Genomic DNA, 23,117 nt, shown 5'->3' with positions numbered 1-23,117 from the left:
TCAGCCCAGCAATCGCTGTTTCAGCGCGGGATAGCTGCTGCGCGAGACGGGTATGCCCGTGCTGGTCTGCGTGTCGAGCGCGTATTTGCCGCCCGCACCGATCTGCAGCCGCTTGAAGCCCAGGCTGTTGACGATGTAGGAGCGGTGCACGCGCAGGAAGTGGGGCGGCAGCAGGGCCATGAGCTTGTCGATAGCCAAGTCGTGAAAGCACTGTTCGCCGCTGCGCAGCACGATGTTGCTGTAATGACCGTCGGCTTGCACATGATCGATCTCTGCCATGGCGATCCATTCCAGCGCCCCCCGTCTCTTGACGGCCAGCGAGGCGGTTTCCGTGTGCCGCCCGGTATAGCGTTGCAGCGCCTTGTGCAGGCGTTCGCGGCTGAAGGGCTTGGCGACGAAGTCGAGCACGCCAAACTCGAAGGCCGTGATCGAGCGTTCCGCGTGCGCCGAGACGATGATGGTCTGGAACGGGGCGTTGCCGGCCTGGCGCAGCAAGTCGTAGCCGTCCGCGCCGTGCAGGTGCAAGTCCAGCAGCAGCAAATCATAGTCATGCTGCCGCAGCGCGGCCAGCGCCTGTTCCACATTGTCATGCAGCGCCAGCGCCGCCAGGCGTGCGCCGAAATGTGCGCGCACCTCGCGCGCCAGGCCTTGCGCGATCAGCGGTTCATCTTCCAGTATCAACACATTCATGGCGCCGCCGGCAAGGTAAAGGTGAGGCGCCAGCCCGCTGGCTGTTGTTCGCTGGCATGTTCGCTGGCATATTCGCTGGCATAGCGGGCATGATCGCCAAACACGGCCTGCAGGCTGGCGCGGATGTACTGTTCGCCCACGCCGCTGCCCGCGTGCGGGCGCGCTACGCCTTCGGGCAAGACCAGGGTGAGCACGTGTGTTTGCGCATCTTTTACGATGCGCAGGATAAAGGCCGCACCCTGGCGGTAGCGGTTATGGCTGAATGCGTTTTCCAGCGCCGTCAGCAACAGGGCGGGCGGCACGGTGATGCCCGCCGCCTCGCCATCGAGCTGCAGGCGGCACGGTTGTTGCAGCCGCGTGCCCATGATGCTCAGGTAATTCTGACACAGGGCCAGTTCTTGCGTCAGGGCAATGCTGGGCTGCTGCGCAAACTCGTTGAGCATGCGCAACTCGGCGCCCAGCGCTTCGATGAAGTTTTCGGCCGCCTGCGGCGATTGCGCGTTGAGTTCGCTGATCAGGCTCAGGGAATTCATCAGGAAATGCGGTTGCATGCTTTTGCGCAAGAGCTGGTTTTCCAGCTGCTGGGCACGCGCCGCCTTGCTGCGTACACGCAGCAGCTGCGCCAGCAATTGTGCGCACAGGGGCAGCAGCAAAAAGCACACGACGAGGGCGAAGCCGCCTTCGGCAAACTGGCTGCCCGTCAGCAGGAACAGGGCGCACGAAGCCAGCGCGATCAGCGTGCCGCCACGGCTGCCCGGCAGGCGGCGCCACAGGGCGCCCAGATTGAGCGCCAAGCTCGCCGCCAGGCCCGTCAAAAACATCAGCCAGCAGCGTGCGTCGAAATGCGTGTGCAGCGCGCCGGCCAGCGCGATGCACGCCAGCAGCACCGCCGCCGCCAGCGGCCAGCGCGGTAGCCGGTATGCCGTATAAAAATACAGGGGCAGCAAGGCGGAAAAAAGCCAGGTGAGGGCGCAGACGGCGTACAGGCGCGGCAAATGCAAGGGGTAGGCATAGCCGGTTACACTGCGCCAGATTTCCACCACCAGCAGCAGCGCCGCCACCAGGCACAGCGCGGCAAACATGGCCCAGTGCCGCTGCCGCTGGTACAGCACCGTCAAGGCGAGGAAGAGCACGGCGACAGCGCCCAGCGCCCCGGCCAGCAGCAGCGGCGGCAGCCGGTACCAGGCCAGCGCCACGCGGTAGTCTTGCCGGTCGATCAGGTACAGCGCATAAAATGGCGACGCCAGGTGCGCCGGCACCTGCTGCGTCGACAGCAGCAGGCGCAAATGGTGCGTGCCCATGGTCAATTGCTGTGGCGTCAGGTGGATGCCGAAATCGATGTCGCCCGCGCGTTCCCCGCTGGCTTGCCGGGCCGGTTGGCCATTGCTGCCGATCAAGTTGCCGTCCAGCCAGAGCTCGCTGGCGGCCAGCGCCGACAGTACCAGCAGTTGCGTCGATGGCGGCGTGGCGGCCAAGGACAGCTCGCGTTCCACGCACAGCAGCTGGCCTGGCTTGAGTAACTGGTGCAGCGTGGCGGCGGGCGCGGCGGATGCTGTGCCGCAGGCGCGCCAGCCCTCGTCCAGCGGCAGGCGATCCATGGCGCCAGCAAAACTGGGCAAGACTAGGCAGCACAGGAGCAGGGAGCGGAAGAAGGAAGGCAGGAAGAAGGAAGGCAGGAAGAAGGAGGGCATGGCGGGCATTGTAGCGGCTGCTACCCATTTGCAACATTTTCATCCTCTTTGGTGCCGTTCATGCGGGCTACGTGCATTTCGTGCACAGCCCGCCAATGCTGTGTGAAAGACACTTACCATGCATCAGCGCCGTGCTGTGCACACGGCCCTCACCATGGAATAATGACTATGCAAAGCAGCAAATACTACGGTTTCGCCGGCGCGCTGGCGCTGTTGTGCGGCGTGGCGCAAGCCGCCTCCGCTCCCTCGGCTGTGCTGACCGCGCGACTGGCCGACTTCGACGGCTGGGTAGCCCAGCGCATGGGTGCGCAGCGCATCCCGGGCGTCACCGTCGGTTTCAGTCAGGGCGAGGTGGAATGGGTAAAAGGCTATGGCTATGCCGACCTGGAAAACCGCGTGCCGGCGACGGCCCGGTCCAGCTATCGGCTGGCGTCTGTCACCAAGCCCATGACGGCCCTGGCCATCCTGCAACTGGTCGAACAGGGCAAGATCGACCTGGATGCGCCTGTGCAAACCTATGTGCCGTATTTCCCCCTCAAAGCGTTTCCCGTGACGGTGCGCCAGTTGCTGGGTCACTTGGGCGGCATCGATGCCTACCGCGACAGCAAGGCGGAGCAGCATTTCAAGGAGCACAAGGATACGCGCCAGTCCATCGCCGTCTTCGAGCAGTTCGACCTGATCGCCGAACCGGGCACGCGCTTCCGCTACACCAGCTATGGCTACAACTTGCTGGGCGCCGTCATCGAGGGCGCCTCGGGCGAAAGCTATGGCGGCTACATGCGGCGCCACGTGTGGGGGCCGCTGGGCATGGACGCCACCGTGATGGATGAGCCGGATGCCGTAATTGCCCATCGCGTGCGCGGCTACCGGCTGGCCGGCCAGGAATGGAAAAACTCGGAATTCGTCGATATCAGCAGCCGCTTTTCGGCCGGCGGCACACGCTCAAGCGTGTCCGACATGCTGGCGTTTGGCAGGGGTATCCACGCAGGCAAGATATTGTCGGCGGCCAGCGTGGCCGCCATGGTGCAGCCGATGGCCACGCGCGCGGGCCGCTTGACGAACTATGGCATGGGCTGGGAAGTCTTTCCGACGGGCGGGCGTTATGCCATCGCGCACAGCGGCCAGCAGCCGGAAACCGTCACCTATCTGTACAGTTTTCCCTCGCGCAAGCTCACCATTGCCGTCGCCGCCAATCTGGAGCGCGTCAATCCCGAGCCGTTCGTGCAGCGCCTGTTCGAAGTGGTTACGGGCGAACCGTGGCAGCTGAAAACGTATATCGCAGATGCCGGCGCGCAGCGCGCTTACCAGGTGGCCCAAGGCTTGTTCGAGGAGGGCCGGGCGCATGCCGAGCGCACGCCTCAAGCGTATGCCGATGCGGCCGCCACGCGCATAGCCTTTACGCAAATCAACCGGCAAGCGCTGGCGCCGGAGGCCGGGGCGGCACGCGCTTTCATCGACGCCGCCCGCCATCCCGCCGGCGGCAGCGTTTTCCTGGCAGCCGGCGCCAGCATGGCCATCCAGCTGCGTCAGTCGGGCGTCGACCTGGACACCTATTCGCGTGGCGGCGCGCTGGCATTTGCGCGCGACTATATTCTGTTGTCGCAAGGTGCGGCGGGCGCCACCTTGCCCCGCTTCGAGCCCGCTTTCGAGCAAGCCATCGTGGCCCTGGCCGCCAGCTGGGACCGCACCGCCGCCATCGCCTGGCCGGCCGCCTCCGCCTCCGCCTCCATTCCCGCACTCGATAGCCAACTGCGCGCAGCCTTCCGCGGCCAGCGCGCCTATCCCGATTTCGTGCCCGAGCTGCAGGAACTGGCGCAAGCGTCGGCCGCGCGCGGCGAGGCGGAATCAGCGCTGGCGGCCAGCAGCCTGGCAGTGGCACTGTATCCGCTCAGCGACCGCGCACATGCGCTGCAGGGCTTGACCTTGCTGCGCGCCGGCAAGACGGAATCCGCCCTCGCCGCCCTGCGCCTGGCGCTGTCGCGCGACCCGCTGGGCGCAGCCAGTCCTGCGGCGCTGAATCTGGAAGCCTACCGCTTGAAAGGCAGCGGCGCCGTCGCGCAAGGCATGGCCGTGCTGCAGGCGGCTGTCAGCCTGCATCCGCGCGACGCGAATTTGCAGGATAGCCTGGCCGAGTTTTATGTCGAGCAAGGCTTGCGTCCGCAGGCCGTCGCGGCTTACCGGCAGGCACTGCAGCTCGATCCCCGCTATCCGGGCGCCGTGGGGGCCAAGGCGGCGATCCTGCGCCTGGGTGGCGAGACGAACGCGCTGGCGCCTTAGATGACGGCTTAGATGAATTCTGCATAAACATGGGTGAAAAGATTCCTTTTTGGAAATAAGCGCGTTGCGGTTTAATGGCGGCATTCATTACGCCACCAGAGGAATCCCATGCAGAACCGTCTTCATTTCGCCGCGCTTCTTTTCACCTCCATCGCCTTCACGCAGGTGGCGCAAGCGGACCAGCTGGCCGCCATCAAGGCGAAAGGCGAGCTGGTCTGCGGCACCCTGGGCACGGACGAGCCGAACAGTTTCATCGACGCCAAGTCGCGCCAGCTGGTTGGCTATGAAGTGGACCTGTGCCGCGCCATCGCCCAGGGCCTCGGCGTCAAACCGGTGATCAAACAGCTGGCCGTGGCTGCCCGCATTCCCGAATTGCAGCAAGGCCGCATCGATATCCTGACGGCGTCCCTGACGCACAACAAGGAACGCGAAGCGCTGATCGATTTTTCCCTGTCGACGTTTTACACGGGCCAGCGCGTGCTGGTGAAGAAAAGCAGCAATATCACGACGGTCGCTGGCCTGGCCGGCAAGAAAGTGCTGACCGTTAAGGGCGGCACGCAGGAACCGAATATCCGCAAGGCCGTGCCCGGTGTGGACGTGGTGACGTTCGAGACGGCGGGCCAGGCCTACCTGGGCTTGCAGCAAGGCAAGGGCGTTGGCTATGTCGACGATGAAGTCTCGCTGCTGAACAACTACGCCAAGCTGGGCGCCGCGCAAAAGGACTATATTGTGCTGCCGCAAAACATCAGCCAGGAAGTGTTTGCCTTCGGCATTCGCAAGGGTGAGACGGGCGTGAAGACGGCTGTCGACCAGGTGCTGCGCGGACTGGAAAAGTCGGGCGAGGCAGAAAAACTGTTCTTCAAATGGTATGGCCCGACGAGCAATGTCAAGTTTCAAAAACGTACTTTCAAGATCGAATCGGACAAGATCGACGCCTGAATTTAGCCTGACTCTTCCGCATGTTTGATCTGAACTTTTTGCTGTCCGGCGACTACCGCGACTGGCTGGTCTCCGGCTTGCTGCTGTCCTTGCAACTGATGGGCATCACCTTGCTGCTGGCCTTGCCGCTGGCGTGTGGCGTGGCCATGCTGCGCCTCGCCCCGTCGCGCCTGCTCAACGGGCTGGGCGCCGCGTACGTCGAGCTGATCCGCAACGTGCCCTTGCTGGCCCACTTCCTGCTCTGGTATTTCGGCGCGCCCGAATTGCTGCCCGACACGTGGAAGGAACGCTTGTATGCCGGCAATATCGAGGCCGTCAGCGCCATCACCGCCCTGACCTTGTACACGGCCGCCTACATGGCGGAAGATATCCGTAGCGGCATCCGCGCCATTCCTGTCCAGCAATTCGAGGCGGGACGGGCGCTGGGCTTCAGTTTTCTCGCCAGCATGCGCCTGTGCATCGTGCCGCAGGCGCTGCGGCTGGCCGCGCCACCGTTGCTGTCGCAAACCCTGAACCTGTGGCAAAACACCAGTATCGCCACCGTCATTGGCGTGGCCGAGCTGATGTACCAGACGCAGCGCGTGGAAGCGGCTTCGTTCCGCAGCGTCGAGGCGTTCGTCTTCGCCGGCGTGGCCTACCTGGCCGTCTCGCTGCTGATCGCCAGCCTGGCGGCCTTGCTGCAAAGGAAGGTGTCCTGATGCTGGAACTCATCGACGATTACTGGCTGTATTTTCTCGTTGGCCGCTATCCCGAGGGACCGCTGGGCGGCCTGGCGCTGACGGTGCTGCTGGCCAGCCTGGCGCTGGTGCTCAGCCTGCCGTTCGGCTTGCTGCTGGGCCTGGCACGCCTGAGTCCCTGGCGCCTGCTGCGCTGGCCTGTGGCTGCGCTGATCCACGTGGTGCGGGGCATCCCCTTGCTGCTGGTCATCTTCTGGGCCTATTTCTTCCTGCCCAGCATCACGGGGCACGAAAGCGGGCAATTCGGCACCATGCTGGCCGCCCTCGTCATCTTCGACGGCATGTATTTGGCGGAAATTGTGCGCGCCGGCGTGCAAGCCGTGCAACGCGGACAGGTGGAGGCGGCCCGTTCGCTGGGCTTGAACTATCTGGACAGCATGCGTACGGTGGTGTTGCCGCAGGCAATGCGCCATATGCTGCCCTCGCTGGTGAACCAGTTCGTCTCGACCATCAAGGAAACCTCGCTGGGCACCATCATCGGCCTGGCCGAAGTGTCGTTCATCGCCTCGCAAGTCAATGGCCTGGTGCTGACCAAGCCCGTGCAAGTGTATTTCCTGCTGGGCATGACGTATTTTGTTTTGTGTTTCAGCCTGTCGCGCGCCGCCTTCTGGCTCGAGCGGCGCCAGGCACGACTCCTGAAAGCGGCTGCATGATTAGCTTTGACAACGTCAACAAATACTATGGCGACTATCACGCCTTGATCGGCATCAATGAACACGTCGCCAAGGGCGAAGTACTGGTGGTGTGCGGGCCGTCAGGCTCCGGCAAGTCGACCCTGATCCGCACCATCAATCGCCTGGAGGCGATCGCTTCGGGCCGCATCACGGTGGCGGGCCAGGATATCCATGCGCCGGGGCTGGATGTGAACGCCTTCCGCTCGCACATCGGTTTTGTGTTCCAGCAATTCAACCTGTTTCCACACTTGTCCGTGCTGGACAATTGCGCGCTGGCGCCGCAGCACTTGCGCGGTCTCACCCGGCGCGAAGCGGAAGAGCGGGCGCTGGCCTTGCTGGAGCGCGTGGGGCTGGCGCACAAGGCGCGCGCCATGCCGGCGGCACTCTCGGGTGGCCAGCAGCAGCGCGTGGCGATTGCTCGCGCGCTGGCCATGCAGCCGCCGCTGATGCTGTTTGATGAACCCACCAGCGCCTTGGACCCGGAAATGGTGGGCGAAGTGCTGCAAGTGATGCGCGATCTGGCGCAGGGCGGCATGACGATGGTGTGCGTCACGCACGAGATGGGTTTCGCGCGCGAAGTGGCGGACCGCGTCTGGTTCATGGACCACGGAGAAGTGCTGGAGCGGGCTGCGCCCGAGGATTTCTTTGCGCGGCCGCAACATGCGCGCGCACAACAATTTCTGTCCGATATACGCAGTCCGTTCGGTGTATCCGCATGAGTGAGCGGCTATGTGCGTAAGCGAACGGTATGCTGGCGCTGTCCGGCGCACGCTATCCTGGTGGCGCATGGTGCGCCCGCAGCCGACCAGGAGGGCAGTATCATGTCACGCATCATCGCAGGTCATTTTCAGTTGCAGGAACAGATCGACGCCGCGCGCGCCGCCCTGAACCAGGCGGGCTTTCCCGACAGCCGCATCAGCGCCTTCTTTGTCAACCAGCCGGGCCAGCATGATTTGCATGCGCTCGGTGGCGACCGCGACATGTCGCCCGGCGCCAAAGAGACGCCGGAAGGCGTGGTGGAAGGCGTGGCCGTGGGCGCTGTGGTAGGCGCCGGCATCGGCGCCGCCGCCACCCTGGCGACAGGGCCGCTGGGTCCGGTAGTGGGGGCGCTGGTGGGCGCCCACGTGGGCTCGCTCTACAGTTTCAACAAGATGAAGGAGGCGGGTGAAGCCGAAAAGCATGGTGAGAACAACGGCGAAAACCGCCGCCAGCCCCGGCATCCGGGCATGCTGATCGCCGTCGCGCTGGGCGGCCTCGACGAGCGCGAACGGGCGCTCGAGGCGCTGCACCGGCTCGGCGCCGAGCATATCGAGGAAGCGGAAGGCACGATTGCCAATGGCGACTGGCACGACTTCGATCCGCTCAGCATTCCCGTGCTGGTGGCGTGAATCGGCGCACCCGCCGTGCCATATGCATATATGCCGCGCCGCACGGAATTTAGGTATGATACTTGTCAGTATTCGTAATTATTGGTAAACAATGCCGACAGGGATAGTTTCCGTGCGCCCGAAGTGATACTGGACCAAGGTGACTGCCTGTAGTACTTGCCTCGCATGCTAACGAGTATGAATAGGAGGGCGCGTCATGACACAGGCATGGTTCATTCTGACACGGGCCGACGGGCGCGACATCTGCGCGCCCTCGCCGGCACAGCTGGCTGATGCGCTGGCCGAAGTCTATCGCGGCGGCGCCATCACGCCGGACGGCAGCCCGGCCGCTGTCCTGTTGCGCTTTGGCTACGACGATGGCTTGATGTATCAGGTCGAGGTCGCTAGCGGAGGCGAAGTCACTTTTGAAGAATGGTCGGACCGCGATTGCGAAATCGCGCTGGCCAGTCCGCGCCACATGTCGGCCCTGCCGCAGGGCGACGCGCTACAGCTGTGGCAGTGGCTGGCGCAGCGCCAGGTGGCCAAGATCCGCAGCCAGCCCTGGCAAGGGGCTTAGCCCGCTGCTTTCAACAGGCTCTAGTGCGCCATCAGCACGGGGATCGTCATGCGCTGCAAAATGGTGCGCGTGACGCCGCCCAGGATGGTTTCGCGCAGGCGCGAATGACCATATGCTCCCATCACCAGAAAGTCCGCCGACAGGTCCGCCGCCTGCGACAACAGCGCTTCGCCGATGTCGCCGCGCCGTACGCCACCACCGTCGAGCAAATGCAGCCGCGCTTCCACGCCATGGCGCGCCAGGTAGTGCGCCAGCTCGGCGCCCGGCTGTTCGCCGTGTTCGGTGGCATGCACCTGGGCATCGAAGATGGCCACGTGGACTTGCGCGGCGCGCTGCAGCAGGGGCAGGGCGGCGGTCACGGCGCGGCTCGCTTCCTTGCTGGCATTCCAGGAAATGAGCACATTGCGCGCGGCCGCAGGCGGCGCCAGCAGTGGCAGTGGCGGCGCATACGGCACGATCAGCACGGGACGTCCCGAATGCAGCAGCACATAGGCGGGAAAGTCGCGCATCACGGACGGCGATTTATCCTTGGCATTGTATTGACTGATCACCACCAGGTCCGCATAGCGGGCCAGCAAGCTGATGCCGCCCGCCGCCTCGTCGTCGAGCACGCGCTGTTCGAACGAGGCGACGCCGGCCGCGCGCACCTGCGCCTCGAAACCGTCGAGTGCGCGCGTCGCCCGCTCTCTCAGGAAATTGAGGTGCAGACTCAGGTTGGGGTCGGCATCGAGGTCGGGCTGGTTCTGGTACAGCAGGCGTGACACGCCCGTCAGGGACACGCCCGTCAGGTGGCCACCGCAAGCCTGGGCGATGCTGGCGGCCGCTTCGATGCGGGCGGCGCGCCCGGCGCTGTCGTCAATGTGGAGCAATACGGTTTTATACGTCATGGCCTGACCTCTCGCTGTGCACTAGCGGCCATTTTGGCACAGTCCGGGGTGTCGGCCGCGCACGACTGCATCAGGCTGAGCACTTGATCTGGCGCAAAGCTGGCGATAAAAACTGCTCCTACACTTGATCCCACGCAGAACAACCATAACAAGCGGGGAGAGATAGCAATGAAGGAACAAAAGGTAGCGCTGGTCACGGGCGGCATGGGTGGCCTGGGCACGGCCTTGTGCCGGCGCCTGCATGCGGCGGGCTTTGCCGTCGTGGCGGCGCACACGCCGGGCAACGCGCGCGTGGAAAGCTGGCTCGACGAGCAGCAGGCGCAGCAGTATTATTTTCATCCGCTGGCCATCGACGTGGGCGATTTCGACGCCTGCAGCGTAGCCGTGGCACGCGTGCTTGGGCAGTTCGGCCGCATCGATGTGCTGGTCAATAACGCCGGTATCACGCGCGACCAGAGCATGCGCAAGATGGAATTGCCGCACTGGGCCGAGGTCATGCGCACCAATCTCGACAGCCTGTTCAACATGAGCAAGCAGGTGCTCGAACCGATGCTGGCCAACCGCTGGGGCCGCATCATCAACATCTCGTCCGTGAATGGCCAGAAGGGCGCGTTTGGCCAGTGCAACTACGCGGCCGCCAAGGCGGGCGTGCATGGCTTCAGCAAGGCGTTGGCACTGGAAGTGGCGCGCCACGGCATCACTGTCAACACCGTCTCGCCCGGTTACCTGCGCACGCAGATGGTGACAGCCGTGCCGGCCAATATCCTGGAAACGAAGATCCTGCCGCAGATTCCCCTGGGCCGCCTGGGCGAGCCGGACGAGGTGGCGGCCCTGGTGGCCTACCTGGCGTCCGACGAAGCGGCGTTCGTCACGGGCGCGAATATCGCCATCAATGGCGGGCAGCACATGAGTTAAGCAAGCGTAGAGCTTGCAGTAGGGCAATGGCAGTAGAGGAGACCCGTCCACCCAGCCGGCACACAGAGGCTGACGGGAAGACGAACAGCAGCATGGCAGCGCGGATGGAAAGCAGGGGGCGGGGCAGCGATGCCTTGCCCCCTTGCCGCAGCACCAGGTCAGCGCTGGTTTTTTTCCAGCCGCGTCTGACAATCGATGCACAGGCGCGCCTCGGGGCGCGCATTCAGGCGAGACAGGCCGATGGCTTCGCCACAGTTGTCGCACAGACCATAGCTGCCATTGGCAGATTTGGCCAGCGCGTGCTTGATGATGGCCAGCTGCGCCAGGTTGTGCTCGGCCGCTTCGCTGACGAGGGCGTTCAAGGTGCGCACGCTGGCGTTGTCGGCAGGCGAGGCTTCTATTTCATTGAGCAGCGAGGCGCGCGCATCCGCCTCGGCAGCTTCGTTCTCGAGCTGTTCCAGCAACGCCAGCTTGCGTTGCTCCAGCACGCCCTGCAGGCGCTGCAACTGGTCTTGCGGCAATCCATTCATGGCTGTCCCCGATAGGAGTCTCTCCTACATGGTAGTCCAGGATTGGCCGCTCTGCTTGCGCTAATGACCGCGCCGCGTTTGATGCGGCGCAGGCAGGCAAGGGCTGTTCTATGCTGGTTCTTTCAGGCAGTTGACCATCCAGGCCACGCCGAACTGGTCTTTCAGCATGCCGAAGCGTTTGGCCCAGAACGTTTCCTCCAATGGCATCTGGATGTTGCCGTCACGCGCGAGTGCGTCGAAAGCCCGTTCCGCTTCCTCCGGCGTGTCGAGGGTTAGGCAGACCGAGCAGCCACTCATGCCCTTGGCGCCATCCTCGGTGCAGCCGCCGTCCGAGCCCATCAGCATGGTGGCCCCCAGCTGCACGGAGCCATGCATGATCTTGTCGTACCAGTCTTCCTTGACTTGCTCCTGGCCTGGTGAGCCGCGATACGGCATCAGGCACAGGTCTGTGCCATGCAGATGCTGGCGGTAGTATTCCAGCGCTTGCGCGCAGTTTCCATCGAATTGCAAATACGGTTCGATACGCATGTTGGTCTCCTCTGGCCATCGCTCCGCCGGCACGATTGCCATGCGGGGCTGTCCCAGTATAGGCGCTCGCTAGCCAATTTCAATCAGTCCGGCGCCATCTCTTGCAGCCGCTCACGCACCTTGCCCAGGGTGCCGAGGATGCGCTCGGGATTGCCTGCCAGGACGGCGCTGCCCAGGTGCAACAAGCTCGTTGCCAGGCTGATCCAGTGCCGCACGTCGTCGTTGCGGGCAATGCGCAGGCGCACCGTGTCAAGCAGGCCGCTGAGCTGGCGCTGCGCCGTTTCCAGGCCGTCCACCGTGTGCCCGGCCGCATCGGCATACAGCTGGTTGGCTTGCTGGCGCAAGGCCACTTCCAGGGCGAAGACGGCCTGTGCCTGGCTGTGGCTGATGCCGTTTGCTCCCTGGCTGGCGCGCTTGCGGATAGCGCGCATGACGGCGCCATGCAGGGTGACGGCCGCCTGCGACAAGCTGTCAGCCAGTTGTTCGACGCGCATGGCGCTGCTGAGCGCCGCTTCGCGGCGTTCGCTGCTGCTCCTGCCTACTGATCCGTCCATCTTGCCTCCGTGGTGGTGAGGGTGGCAGCGAGGTGGGTGTGTTCGCGCCCCAGTGCCGCCAGTTGCCGGCGCGTCAATGTATGGCGCAGACCAAGCAGGCGGTATTCCTCGGTTTTGCTTTGTTGCATGTTTTTCGCCAGCACGGCCAGCAGGCGCTGCTGCGGCGTGTCGGCATAGGCGATTTCCACGTCGAGCAAGCCGAGCACCATGTCGCGCTCGTTATCGCCGCTCTTGTCGTACAGCAGCAGCAAGCTGTCGAGCGCGGCCAGCAAGGCTTGCAGCGGCGCGTCGCCATCGTGCAGCACCTGGGCCAGGTGCGCCTGCTGGTTGGCCGCACCGCCCAGGCGCGCGAGTTGTTGCAGCAACAGGGTGTAGGCGCTGACGTGGCGGTCGTCGATGCCGCTGCCTGGCCAGGCGCGGATGGCAGCGCCAGCGCTGGCCAGTTCGGGCTGCACCTCATACGCATCGGCTTGTGCCAGCCGGCCCAGCGCCTGCAGGTACAGGCGGACGGCCTGCGCCAGGCGCGCAACATCCGCTTGCGCGGCGTGGCGCTGCGTATCGAGCAGGCGTTCGCGCGCGTCTTCGGCGGGCGACAGATAGGGACGGGCGCGCTGGTAGCTGTCCACGTGGCGCTGCGACAGCTCGCTGAAGGCACTCAGGGCATCGGTGCCGGCGGCCAGGGCGCGCACTTGCGCCAGGTCGGTGCGCGCGGTGGTGCAGCCGCACAGCACCATCGTCAGGCACAGGTTCAGGCAAAGGGCGCGGCGATGGCGGGTAGGCAGGGCGGACACGTTACCTCTCGACAGGAAATGCTGTATGGAAAGGTATTGTGGTGCCGGCCTGCGCCGCCCGCCTTGTGCGGGCGCAAGCGCGCTGCGATCAGGCGCCGATAGTGCCCGCTGTGCCCGCTGTGCCCGCTGCGCCCGCTGCGGCTGTCAATTGCTCGCGCCAGCCCAGTCCCGCCACGGTGTCGCTGACGGGACGGTACTCGCAGCCGACCCAGCCTGCATAGCCGACCTGCTCCAGCAGTCTGAATATGTGGCGGTAATTGATCTCGCCCGTGCCCGGTTCGTGGCGGCCCGGCGTGTCGGCGATCTGGATGTGGCGGATCAGGGGCAGCAGGGCGCGGATGGTGTTGCTCAGTTCGCCCTCCATGCGTTGCATGTGATAAATGTCGTATTGCAGGAAGATATTGCTGCGCTGGCAGTCGGCGATGATGTCGGCCGCCTGCTGGCTATGGTGCAGAAAGTAAGCGGGCATGTCGTAGTGGTTGATCGGCTCGATCAACACATTGATGCCATGCGGACGGCAGGCGTCTGCCGCAAACTGCAGATTGCCGATCAAGCTTTGCCGCGCCCGCTCCAGGCTCATGCCGGGCGGCACGATGCCGGCCATGCAGTGCAGCTGTTTCGCGCCGAGCGCCAGCGCGTAGTTGAGCGCCAGTTGCACGTTGCTGCGAAATTCCTCGCTCCGGCGCGGATCGCAGGCGATGCCCCGTTCGCCGTGTTCCCAGTCGCCGGGCGGGAAGTTGAACACGGCCAGCTGCAAATGGTGGCGTTCCAGCCGCATGGCGATTTGCCGCGCTTCGACGGCATAGGGAAACAGGAATTCGACGGCATCGAAGCCCGCCTCCCTGGCGGCGGCAAAGCGGTCCAGAAAGGGCAGTTCGGTAAACATCATGCTGAGGTTGGCAGCGAAGTTCGGCATGGCAGCACGCAAGTGAGGACGATGGATACTATCCTAGCCCAAATCGGCCATTGGTGGCGTGCATAAAAAAACCGTTCCAGAAGCAAGTTCTGGAACGGTTTTTGTCGTCTTTTTATAAAGACAAACGCCGCCTGAAAGCGTAGCGAGCGGGAGTGATATTGCGTCGAGTAGCGCAGCCGTACAGGAGTACGGCGAGCAACCCAAACGCAAAGCGCCCCGCGCAGTAGCTTTCAGGCCGCGTTTTAACGGCCGCGGCCGCCGGAACGGTGATTGGCTGCCGAACGCGGCGCATTGCCCGAACGGTTGCCGCCGCCACCGCCGCCCGCTGGACCGGCGCTGCGTGGCTTGGCGCCGCTGCCGCCGGTTTTCACGCGCACCACGGCGCCGGCTGGCGCGCGGCTGTTGTTGCGGTGACCGCCGGTGCCGCTGCGCAATTGCACAGGCTGGGCGCGGGCGTTCAAGTCTGGCTCGAAGCCTTCGATGACTTCGCGCGGCAGAGTTTGCTTGATCAGCTTTTCGATGTCTTTCAACATTTCGTGCTCATCCACGCAGACCAGCGATACGGCTTCGCCCTTGGCGCCGGCACGGCCCGTGCGGCCGATACGGTGCACATAGTCTTCCGGAATGTTCGGCAAGTCGTAGTTGACGACGTGCGGCAACTGGTCGATATCGATACCGCGCGCGGCGATGTCGGTGGCGACCAGCACTTGCAGCGTGCCATCCTTGAACTCGGACAGCGCGCGCGTGCGCGCCGACTGGCTCTTGTTGCCGTGGATGGCCAGGGCGCCGATGCCGTCCGCGCCCAGCTGCTCGACCAGTTTATTGGCGCCGTGCTTGGTGCGTGTAAACACCAGTACTTGCGTCCAGTTATTCGACTTGATCAGGTAAGACAGCATCGGGTGCTTCTTGTCGCGGTCGACCGGATGGATTTTTTGCTGGATGACTTCCACGGTCGAATTGCGGCGCGCCACTTCGATCATGGCCGGCTTGTTCAGCAAGCCGTCGGCCAGGGCCTTGATCTCTTCCGAGAACGTGGCCGAGAACAGCAGGTTCTGGCGTTTCGGCGGCAGCACGGCCAGCACTTTCTTGATGTCGCGGATGAAACCCATGTCGAGCATGCGGTCGGCTTCGTCGAGGATCAGGATTTCCACTTTCGACAAATCAACGGTGCCCTGGCCCATGTGGTCCAGCAAACGGCCCGGTGTGGCGACGAGCACGTCGACGCCGTGCTTCAGCTGCTTGATTTGCGGGTTGATGCCGACGCCGCCGAAGATCACGGTGGAGTTCAGCTTGGTGTACTTGCCATAAGTGCGCACGCTTTCCTCGACCTGCGCGGCGAGTTCGCGCGTCGGTGCCAGGATCAGGGCGCGGATCGGGCGCGTGGAAGTGTTGCTGGTGATGGCTGCGCCATTCGCGTCAGTCGACAGGCGGTGCAGCAAGGGCAGGGTGAAACCGGCCGTCTTGCCGGTGCCGGTTTGTGCGCCGGCCAGCAAGTCGCCGCCAGCCAGCACGGCGGGAATCGCCTGCGTCTGGATCGGGGTCGGCACGGTGTAGCCGTGTTCGGTAACGGCACGTACGATAGCGTCGGACAATCCGAGGGAGGAAAAGGACATGGTAACTTTATTGTGAGATCGGCCTGTCGCCATCGGGGGGCGCCAGTCGCAGGCAATCAGATTAGGGGTCGAAAGACAGCGGCAAGGGGACTGGTCATATGTGCCGCACACGCGAAGTATAACAGCATGTCAAAAAAGCGTTCCAATTGTTTCAAGTTTGTAAGACCGGGAGCGTGGCAGGCTGATCATGTGACGTATGTCGCAAATTCTGCTTGCAACGATGTGACAGTTGTCGCACAATTGGTGCATTCGTCACATGAGGGGATTCCATGGCTACGCCATCCGTTACCGAATTATCGTTATTGAAAGCCCTGTGGAAAGAGCCGCCCCTGTCCGCGCGCGAACTGCATGCCAGGGTAGAAGATGAGCTGGGCTGGTCTTTTTCCTCCACGCGCAAGACGGTCGAACGCATGCTGGACAAGGGCATGCTGGCGCAGCGCAGCGTGCACGGCGTGCTCGTGTATGAAGCGAGCGTCGATAAAGTGGCGACCCTGGCAGCGTTTGCCCACGATTTCGGCCGCCGTGTGATGGAAATCGACAGCCCCCTGCCAGTCAGTATGTTCAGCGGCAGCAAATTGGTGGACCGTGAGGAACTGGCCGAACTGGAGCAACTGCTGCACGACTGGCCGCTTGAGCCGAAGGAGTAAGCGATGAGCGCCTTGAACCTGTTGCAGGCCAGCGCCGCCTGCCTGCTGAGCGGACTGTTGTTGCAGGGAATGATGTTTCTCGCGCAACGGCGCTGGCCCGCGCTGCGCGCCCAGCGCAGCGTATGGCTGGGTGCGCAACTGGTGCTGGCGAGCGTGTTTGCGCTGAGCTTGCTGCCCGACAGCCGGCACGTCAGCGTGGTGCCTGCCGTCAACCTGCCCGCCGCCATCGCCACGCCGGCCCCGGTGACGCAATTGTTTGCTGTGGCGAAGGCTGCGCCAGCCATGGCCGTTGGCGCGCCCCAGTCCGATGCCCCGGCCGCCACGGCTTGGCTGAGTTGGCTTGCACCGGGCTGGCTGGGCATTTATCTGCTGGGTATCGCCTGCGTGGCGTGGCGCTACTGGTGCGGTCGCGCCACCTTGCGGGCCCTGCTCAAGGCGGCACAGCCCTTGGATGCGGCGGCGCTGGCCATGCATGCCGCTTTTTCACCTGCGCAATTGCTGCAATTGCAAACGCAGGGCATGGGCGTACTGGAAATCGACGCGCCTGTCTCGGCCATGCTTGTCGGCGTCTGGCGTCCCCGTTTGCTGTTGCCTGCGCATTTGCGGCAATTCACGCCGGAGCAGCAGCAACTGGTGATTGAGCATGAATTGACGCATGCGCGCCGCCGTGATCCGCTCGTCCAGTGGCTGGCGGCGTTGGCCTACCTGCTGCTGTGGTTCAACCCGGCAATGCGCTGGCTGGGCGGGCAACTGGCTTGGGCGCAGGAGCTTGCTTGTGACCGCCACGTGCTGGCCGGCCGTCCCCAACAGCAGCGTCAGCAGTATGCGGCCGCCCTGGTGCGCCAACTGAGCCTGCAAACCCGCTTTCCCGCTGGCCTGGCGTTCGGCGGCAAGCCGGGCGGCATGCTCGAGCGTGTTGCCCGCATGCGCGATGTGCAGACGGGCGCCATGCACTGGTCCGTCAATGCTGGCTTGGCGCTGACGCTGTGCACGCTGGGCGCGGCCAGCGTGGTCTTGCAGCCGGCCCTGGCCTGGACGGCAGGCGAATCTGCGCTTCTGGCCAAGGCGACAGACTGGCGTCATCCCCTGGCCAGCATGCGCGTGACGGGTTTCTTTGGCGTGGTGCGCCCCGCCACGCCCAAGGGTTTGCGCGGACTGGACCTGGCCGCCAGCCGGGGCACGCCTGTGTTTGCCGTGGCGGACGGTATGGCGACGGTCAAGCACGACGAGTGGCTGGGCAAGTTCGTGCGTATCAACCATGGCGGCGGCATCGAGTCGCTGTACGCCCACCTCGACAGCGTTGCGCTGGTCGATGGCGCCGTGGTCAAAGCCGGGCAAACCCTCGGCACGGCCGGCGCCACGGGCCGGGCGACGGGGCCGCACCTGCACTTTCAGGTGCGCCAGGATGGCCGCGTGCAAGATCCGCAAACGCGGCTCGCGGGCCTCGACGCCAACGCGAGCGAACACGCGCTGCGCATGCGCAAGGAGCAGTTCGGACGCTGACGCCTGCCATCAGTGCCGCAGGTCGGGCGGGTGCGGCGCATCCCCCGGCCACCATTCACCCTTTTCGGGATATTCCATGCGATTGAGTCTATTTTTGTGCAGCCTTGCGCTGCCGTTGACGGCGCACGTCCGTGCCGACGATGCCATCCCCGACAGCACGCTTCCTTCCGTCACCGTCAGCGCGGGCAAGGCGGACCAGCGCCGCAACGATACCGTGTCGAGCGTCGTCGTCGGCCATGCGGAATTGATACGCCAGGGCGACCGCAGCTTGTCCGACGCCCTGAAGCGCCTGCCCGGCATTTCCATCGGCGGCGCGCCCGGCGCGGGGCAGGGTGGGCAAATCCAGATGCGCGGGCTGGGCCAGGGTTATACCTTGATCATGCTCAATGGCGTGCCTGTGCCGCCCGGCTTTTCGCTCGACTCTCTGGATCCGGAGCTGGTCGAGCGCGTGGAAATCATGCGCGCCGCCACGGCGGAGTTTTCCGCGCAGGCGATTGCCGGTTCCATCAATATCGTGCTGAAAAAGTCGGGCGGGCGGAGCGAACGCACGTTCAAGCTGGGGGCGTCCGGCAGCCATGGCATGCCCGCCGGCAGCGCCACCGTGCAATGGTCGGACAAGGATGGCCGAATGTCGTATGCGCTGGCCGGCACGCTCAGTCACACGGGCCGCGAGGCACTGCTCGACGAGTGGAGCCGCGAATTTGATGGCGGCGGCACTCCCACGGTGGTGCGCCATACACCGCTCACCGAACGCGTGAAGAGCGACGGCATTGAGCTGGCACCCCGTTTGCAATGGGCGCTGGAGGGCGAGGACAGCCTGGCCTGGCAAAGCCTGGTCAATCTGCGCCGCCTGGCCAGCCGCCGCCATGCACTGGAAACGACTTACCTGGGCGCCAATACGGCGTATCCCGAAAATCAGGCGAATTTCAAGCAGGACAGCAGCACCGTGCGCAGCGATCTGCACTGGCTGCGCAAGTTCGCGCAAGGCGCCAGTCTCGACGTGAAGCTGGGTGTCAGTTACAACCACCGCGTCAATGATTATCGGTTCCTGGGCAGCGGCGCGGCCCCAGGGCAGGGCACGACGCGCCTGGTCGATTCGGGCGTGGACGAGGTGGACGTGCATGCGAGTGGCACCTACCGCCGCGCGCTGGGGCAGCACCACGTTCTGGCGGCGGGATGGGATGCCGGGCACCGGCGGCGCGCGGATTTCCGCCGCGAACGCCAGCTGGAGCCGGGCGGCCCGCCCGTCCTTGCAGACGAGGACTATGCGGCCACGCTGCGGCGCCTGGCGCTCTTCGCGCAGGATGAGTGGCAGCTGTCGGCGCGCTGGTCGCTGTACCTGGGCTTGCGCTGGGAAGTCTTGCGCACGGCCAGCGCCCCCGCCGACGTGCGCTCGCAAGTGTGGAGTCCGCTGCTGCAAAGCCTGTGGAAGCTGGGCCCCAGCGACCAGGTGCGCCTGGCTCTCACGCGCACCTACAAGGCGCCGCAGATTTTCGAGCTGATCCCGCGCCCGTACACGGTCGATAACGGCAACAGCCCCACGAATCCCGACAACCAGGGCAACCCGGCGCTGCGTCCGGAACTGGCGTGGGGCTTGGATGCGTCCTATGAATACTACCTGGAAGGCGGGGGAGATGGCGCCATGCTGGGTGCCAGCGCCTCGCTGCGGCGCATCAGCGACGTGATGCTGGACCGGCTGTACCAGGAGAACGGGCGCTGGGTGTCCACCCCCGTCAACAAGGGCAAGGCGGAGGTGCGTGGCATCGCGCTGGAAGCGAAACTGCCGTTGAAAGTGCTGTTGGCGGGCGCTCCCGCGTTGGATCTGCGCGCCAATGTGGCGCGCAACTGGTCGAGGGTCGATGCCGTCGCCGGCCCCGATAACCGGCTCGACAGCCAGCTGCCGTGGAGTGCCAACCTGGGGGTGGACTACCAGCTGGCAAGCTTGCCCTTGAGTGTAGGCGCTAACATGAACTACCAGGCGGGCGGGCGTTCACGCGAGTCCAGCCAACTGCTGGCCTACCAGGGCGCCAGGCGCGAGCTCGATGTGCACGCATTGTGGAAACTCGGTGACAAGCTGCGCGTGCGCGTGTCGGGCGCCAACCTGCTGGCCCAGGCCATCCGCACGCGCAGCCTGTATGCGGATGGTGCGGGCAGCCTGCTGCGCACGGTCGATACGGGCAGCTACCGCACGCTGCGCGTCATGCTTGAAGGCCCCTTGTAGGCTTTGTAGCTAGTCGTCGATCTCCCCGACGGCGTAGTCCACGCCCTGCGCATCGAGGTAGGCGCGCACGGTGGCCAGGCCGTGCCAGGGATCCGGGCGCAGGTACTGACATATATACAGGCCGGCGTCCGTCAGCCTGGCGTCGGTGTCGGGCATGGCGGCGCCGGCCGGGCGCGGCGCCGGCGCCGCCAACTCTGGCAGCTGCGCGAGGTGCCGGCGCTGTTCCTGCGTCAGGCTGGCCGTGATCCTGAATTCAAATCCCATGTTTTCTCCTTGATGTGTGGCTTGCTGTTGCGCTTATTTCGTATCATCGAAAAAATTGCATATAGCTTGGCATTCTTTCCGTTTTTGTTTTCAAAGTATCTCGTCCATACTGCATAGCACTGGCCCGGCACACACAGCGTGACCAAAGGGCAGGAGCAGAAACACCGTATAACGACATCCTTTTTTTATATTCAATTATTTTCACTAAGGAAAACATCATGCCTATCGCTACCGCCCAAGCCGCACAAAAACTGCTGACCCCAAACGATCATACCCTGATCATGATCGACCACCAGTCGCAGATGGCGTTCGCCACCCGCTCCATCGACCTGGCCCTGCTGCGCAACAACGCGGCCCTGGTGGCCAAGGCGGCGTTTGAATTCAAGGTGCCGACGATCCTGACGACGGTGGCCGCCAAATCGTTCTCCGGCCCGATCTTCGATGAAATCCAGTCCGTCTTCCCGGAACAGGCGCCGGTCGACCGCACCACGATGAACACCTGGGAAGATGCGCGCATCGCCGACAAGGTGAATGGCTACGGCAAGGGCAAGATCGTGCTGGCCGGTCTGTGGACGTCCGTCTGCATCGTCGGCCCCGCGCTGTCGGCGCTGGAGCAGGGTTTTGACGTGTATGTGATCGCCGACGCCAGCGGCGACGTCTCCGACGAAGCGCATGCGATGGCGCTGCAACGCATGCTGCAGGCGGGGGCGCAGCCGATGACGTCCGTGCAATACTTGCTGGAACTGCAGCGCGACTGGGCCCGTGGCGAGACCTACAATGAAACGGTGGCGACGGCCGTGGCGCACGGCGGCGGCTATGGCCTGGGCTTGATCTACGCCAAATCCATGTTCAATGCCAGCGAAGGCCATTGATTTTTCACTGATGCCCCGGCCCCGCCGCCCGCCGGCGGGACCGTTTTTTCACCTGATTCGGGAGTTCCCATGCACGCAAACACGATCTTGTTGAATGGCCGTTTCCACACGGTCGACAGGGCGCAGCCGCTGGCGTCCGCCGTCGCCATCGCCGATGGCAAATTCCTCGCCGTGGGCGACGTGGAAGACGTGATGCGTCATCGCGGCCCCGCCACGCAGGTAATCGACCTCGATGGCCGCACGGTCATTCCCGGCCTGAATGACTCGCACCTGCACCTGATCCGCGGCGGCTTGAACTACAACCTGGAATTGCGCTGGGAAGGCGTGCCCTCGCTGGCCGACGCCTTGCGCATGTTGAAAGAACAGGCGCTGCGCACGCCAAACCCGCAATGGGTGCGCGTGGTGGGCGGCTGGACTGAATTCCAGTTCGCGGAAAAGCGCATGCCGACCCTGGACGAGATCAACGCGGCCGCGCCCGATACCCCCGTCTTCATCCTGCACCTGTACGACCGCGCCTTGCTGAACCGCGCCGCGCTGCGCGCCGTCGGTTACGATAAAAATACGCCGAACCCGCCGGGCGGCGAAATCGTGCGCGACGCGGCGGGCAACCCGACCGGCCTGCTGATCGCCCGGCCGAACGCCATGATCTTGTATGCGACCCTGGCCAGAGGCCCGAAGCTGCCGCTGGAATTGCAGGTGAACTCCACGCGCCAGTTCATGCGCGAATTGAACCGCCTTGGCATCACCAGCGCCATCGACGCGGGCGGCGGCTTCCAGAATTATCCCGAGGATTACGCCGTCGTCGACGAACTGGCGCAAAAAGAGCAGTTGACCATCCGCATCGCCTACAACCTGTTCACGCAAAACAAGGGCGCGGAATTGCAGGACTTCCAGAAGTGGACGGGCATGGTGAAACCGGGCGACGGCACGGATTTCTATCGCCATAACGGCGCCGGCGAAATGCTGGTCTTTTCCGCCGCCGACTTCGAGGATTTCCTCGAGCCGCGCCCGGAGCTGGCAGCCGGCATGGAAGATGAACTGGAAAAAGTCGTGCGCCATCTGGTCGAACAGCGCTGGCCCTTCCGGCTGCACGCCACCTATGACGAATCGATCAGCCGCATGCTCGACGTGTTTGAAAAGGTCAACCGCGACACGCCGTTCGGCGGCTTGCACTGGCTGTTCGACCATGCGGAAACCATCAGCCCTAAAAATATCGACCGCGTCAAGGCGCTGGGCGGCGGCCTGGCCATCCAGCACCGCATGGCTTTCCAGGGCGAGTATTTTGTCGAGCGCTATGGCGCCGATGCAGCCAAGGCCACGCCGCCCGTGCAGCGCATGCTGGACGCGGGCGTGCCCGTGGGCGGCGGCACGGATGCCACGCGGGTGGCCAGCTACAACCCGTGGACGGCGCTGTACTGGCTGGTCTCCGGGCGCACCGTGGGCGGCCTGGCCCTGACGGATGCGGCGGGCAGATTGTCGCGCGACACGGCGCTGGAACTGTGGACGGCGGGCAGCGCTTGGTTTTCCAGTGAGCAAGGCAAGAAGGGCCGCATCCGTGCAGGCATGCTGGCCGACCTGAGTGTACTGTCGGCCGATTATTTCAAGGTGCCGGAGGAGGCGATCAAGTCCATCGAATCCGTGCTGACCATGGTGGGTGGGAAAATCGTCTACGGCCAGGCGGAATTTGCGACCCTGGCGCCGCCGCCGATTCCCGTGCTGCCCGAGTGGTCGCCCGTGCGCACGGTGCCCGGTCATTACCGTCCCGTGGTTGCGCAAACGCAAGCCTTGCTGCCGCACCAGTGCGCGGGCGCCTGCGGCGTGCATGCGCATGCCCACGACCGGGCGCGCAAGTCGGCCGTGCCGATCAGCGATTTTTCCGGTTTCTGGGGCACGCTGGGCTGCAGCTGCTTCGCCTTCTAGGAGA

The 23,117-nt window shown here is 64.4% G+C and carries 23 protein-coding genes; 13 read left to right on the top strand and 10 right to left on the bottom strand.

Going from position 1 to position 23,117, the window contains the following annotated elements:
- Both ACP7DE_RS12850 and ACP7DE_RS12845 read right to left on the bottom strand, forming a co-directional pair.
- A complete protein-coding gene (locus tag ACP7DE_RS12850; protein ID WP_426072450.1) occupies nucleotides 1-690 on the bottom strand; it encodes a LytR/AlgR family response regulator transcription factor in 690 nt (229 codons plus the stop codon).
- A complete protein-coding gene (locus ACP7DE_RS12845) occupies nucleotides 687-2,390 on the bottom strand; it encodes a histidine kinase (RefSeq protein WP_426072449.1) in 1,704 nt (567 codons plus the stop codon). The genes ACP7DE_RS12850 and ACP7DE_RS12845 overlap by 4 nt, the downstream gene beginning before the upstream one ends.
- A 159-nt stretch (nucleotides 2,391-2,549) precedes the next feature.
- On the opposite strand from ACP7DE_RS12845, the gene ACP7DE_RS12840 reads away from it, so the two are divergent.
- The 7 genes from ACP7DE_RS12840 (at nucleotide 2,550) to ACP7DE_RS12810 (ending at nucleotide 8,952) form a co-directional block, all read left to right on the top strand.
- Nucleotides 2,550-4,658 carry a serine hydrolase gene (locus ACP7DE_RS12840; protein ID WP_426072448.1) on the top strand — a complete coding sequence of 703 codons (2,109 nt, stop codon included), beginning with the start codon at nucleotides 2,550-2,552 and terminating at the stop codon, nucleotides 4,656-4,658.
- A gap of 108 nt (nucleotides 4,659-4,766) precedes the next feature.
- Nucleotides 4,767-5,597 carry a transporter substrate-binding domain-containing protein gene (locus tag ACP7DE_RS12835; RefSeq protein ID WP_426072447.1) on the top strand — a complete coding sequence of 277 codons (831 nt, stop codon included), beginning with the start codon at nucleotides 4,767-4,769 and terminating at the stop codon, nucleotides 5,595-5,597.
- A gap of 20 nt (nucleotides 5,598-5,617) precedes the next feature.
- Entirely contained in the window at nucleotides 5,618-6,295 is a 678-nt protein-coding gene (locus ACP7DE_RS12830) for an amino acid ABC transporter permease (RefSeq protein WP_426072446.1), read from the top strand.
- Nucleotides 6,295-6,987: an amino acid ABC transporter permease gene (locus ACP7DE_RS12825; RefSeq protein WP_426072445.1), complete on the top strand. Its 693-nt coding sequence runs from the start codon at nucleotides 6,295-6,297 to the stop codon at nucleotides 6,985-6,987. The genes ACP7DE_RS12830 and ACP7DE_RS12825 overlap by 1 nt, the downstream gene beginning before the upstream one ends.
- Entirely contained in the window at nucleotides 6,984-7,727 is a 744-nt protein-coding gene (locus ACP7DE_RS12820; protein ID WP_426072444.1) for an amino acid ABC transporter ATP-binding protein, read from the top strand. Before ACP7DE_RS12825 ends, ACP7DE_RS12820 begins: the two co-directional genes overlap by 4 nt.
- A 102-nt stretch (nucleotides 7,728-7,829) precedes the next feature.
- A complete protein-coding gene (locus ACP7DE_RS12815; protein ID WP_426072443.1) occupies nucleotides 7,830-8,396 on the top strand; it encodes a hypothetical protein in 567 nt (188 codons plus the stop codon).
- 196 nt (nucleotides 8,397-8,592) lie between these two features.
- A complete protein-coding gene (locus ACP7DE_RS12810; protein WP_426072442.1) occupies nucleotides 8,593-8,952 on the top strand; it encodes a hypothetical protein in 360 nt (119 codons plus the stop codon).
- 20 nt (nucleotides 8,953-8,972) lie between these two features.
- On the opposite strand, the gene ACP7DE_RS12805 is transcribed toward ACP7DE_RS12810, so the two are convergent.
- The gene (locus tag ACP7DE_RS12805; RefSeq protein ID WP_426072441.1) at nucleotides 8,973-9,839 is read right to left on the bottom strand and encodes a universal stress protein; all 867 of its coding nucleotides are present in this window, start codon (nucleotides 9,837-9,839) and stop codon (nucleotides 8,973-8,975) included.
- 168 nt (nucleotides 9,840-10,007) lie between these two features.
- Between ACP7DE_RS12805 and phbB the strand changes: the two genes are divergently transcribed.
- Complete coding sequence (gene phbB / locus ACP7DE_RS12800) at nucleotides 10,008-10,754, top strand: acetoacetyl-CoA reductase (RefSeq protein ID WP_426072440.1); 747 nt, start codon at nucleotides 10,008-10,010, stop codon at nucleotides 10,752-10,754.
- Nucleotides 10,755-10,912: 158 nt separating this feature from the next.
- On the opposite strand, the gene ACP7DE_RS12795 is transcribed toward phbB, so the two are convergent.
- The 6 genes from ACP7DE_RS12795 to ACP7DE_RS12770 form a co-directional block, all read right to left on the bottom strand.
- Nucleotides 10,913-11,284, bottom strand: coding sequence for a TraR/DksA family transcriptional regulator (locus ACP7DE_RS12795; RefSeq protein ID WP_426072439.1), 372 nt, complete (start codon nucleotides 11,282-11,284; stop codon nucleotides 10,913-10,915).
- 108 nt (nucleotides 11,285-11,392) lie between these two features.
- Nucleotides 11,393-11,812 carry a VOC family protein gene (locus ACP7DE_RS12790; RefSeq protein WP_426072438.1) on the bottom strand — a complete coding sequence of 140 codons (420 nt, stop codon included), beginning with the start codon at nucleotides 11,810-11,812 and terminating at the stop codon, nucleotides 11,393-11,395.
- Nucleotides 11,813-11,895: 83 nt separating this feature from the next.
- A complete protein-coding gene (locus tag ACP7DE_RS12785) occupies nucleotides 11,896-12,366 on the bottom strand; it encodes a hypothetical protein (protein ID WP_426072437.1) in 471 nt (156 codons plus the stop codon).
- Nucleotides 12,351-13,157, bottom strand: a complete 807-nt coding sequence (locus tag ACP7DE_RS12780) for a hypothetical protein (RefSeq protein WP_426072436.1) — start codon at nucleotides 13,155-13,157, stop codon at nucleotides 12,351-12,353. The genes ACP7DE_RS12785 and ACP7DE_RS12780 overlap by 16 nt, the downstream gene beginning before the upstream one ends.
- 88 nt (nucleotides 13,158-13,245) lie before the next feature.
- Entirely contained in the window at nucleotides 13,246-14,073 is an 828-nt protein-coding gene (gene otnI, locus ACP7DE_RS12775) for a 2-oxo-tetronate isomerase (RefSeq protein WP_426072435.1), read from the bottom strand.
- 242 nt (nucleotides 14,074-14,315) lie between these two features.
- Complete coding sequence (locus tag ACP7DE_RS12770) at nucleotides 14,316-15,686, bottom strand: DEAD/DEAH box helicase (protein ID WP_426072434.1); 1,371 nt, start codon at nucleotides 15,684-15,686, stop codon at nucleotides 14,316-14,318.
- A gap of 269 nt (nucleotides 15,687-15,955) precedes the next feature.
- Between ACP7DE_RS12770 and ACP7DE_RS12765 the strand changes: the two genes are divergently transcribed.
- From ACP7DE_RS12765 to ACP7DE_RS12755, 3 genes are all read left to right on the top strand, one after another.
- Nucleotides 15,956-16,333 (top strand): BlaI/MecI/CopY family transcriptional regulator, encoded by a 378-nt coding sequence (locus tag ACP7DE_RS12765; protein WP_426072433.1) that lies wholly within the window; start codon nucleotides 15,956-15,958, stop codon nucleotides 16,331-16,333.
- 3 nt (nucleotides 16,334-16,336) lie between these two features.
- Nucleotides 16,337-17,836, top strand: a complete 1,500-nt coding sequence (locus ACP7DE_RS12760) for a M56 family metallopeptidase (protein WP_426072432.1) — start codon at nucleotides 16,337-16,339, stop codon at nucleotides 17,834-17,836.
- A 76-nt stretch (nucleotides 17,837-17,912) separates the two neighbouring features.
- The gene (locus tag ACP7DE_RS12755) at nucleotides 17,913-20,057 is read left to right on the top strand and encodes a TonB-dependent receptor plug domain-containing protein (protein WP_426072431.1); all 2,145 of its coding nucleotides are present in this window, start codon (nucleotides 17,913-17,915) and stop codon (nucleotides 20,055-20,057) included.
- A 9-nt stretch (nucleotides 20,058-20,066) separates the two neighbouring features.
- On the opposite strand, the gene ACP7DE_RS12750 is transcribed toward ACP7DE_RS12755, so the two are convergent.
- Entirely contained in the window at nucleotides 20,067-20,321 is a 255-nt protein-coding gene (locus ACP7DE_RS12750; protein WP_426072430.1) for a hypothetical protein, read from the bottom strand.
- 218 nt (nucleotides 20,322-20,539) lie between these two features.
- Between ACP7DE_RS12750 and ACP7DE_RS12745 the strand changes: the two genes are divergently transcribed.
- On the top strand, nucleotides 20,540-21,193 hold the full coding sequence (locus tag ACP7DE_RS12745; RefSeq protein WP_426072429.1) for a hydrolase: 654 nt from the start codon (nucleotides 20,540-20,542) through the stop codon (nucleotides 21,191-21,193).
- 69 nt (nucleotides 21,194-21,262) lie between these two features.
- Nucleotides 21,263-23,113, top strand: coding sequence for an amidohydrolase (locus ACP7DE_RS12740; protein WP_426072428.1), 1,851 nt, complete (start codon nucleotides 21,263-21,265; stop codon nucleotides 23,111-23,113).
- Nucleotides 23,114-23,117 lie beyond the last annotated feature (4 nt).

Source organism: Janthinobacterium sp. DSP2-3-3 (assembly GCF_049897325.1).
GTDB lineage: Bacteria > Pseudomonadota > Gammaproteobacteria > Burkholderiales > Burkholderiaceae_D > Janthinobacterium.
Note: the sequence above shows the minus strand (reverse complement) of the source record. Positions and strands in the feature narration are given on the sequence as shown.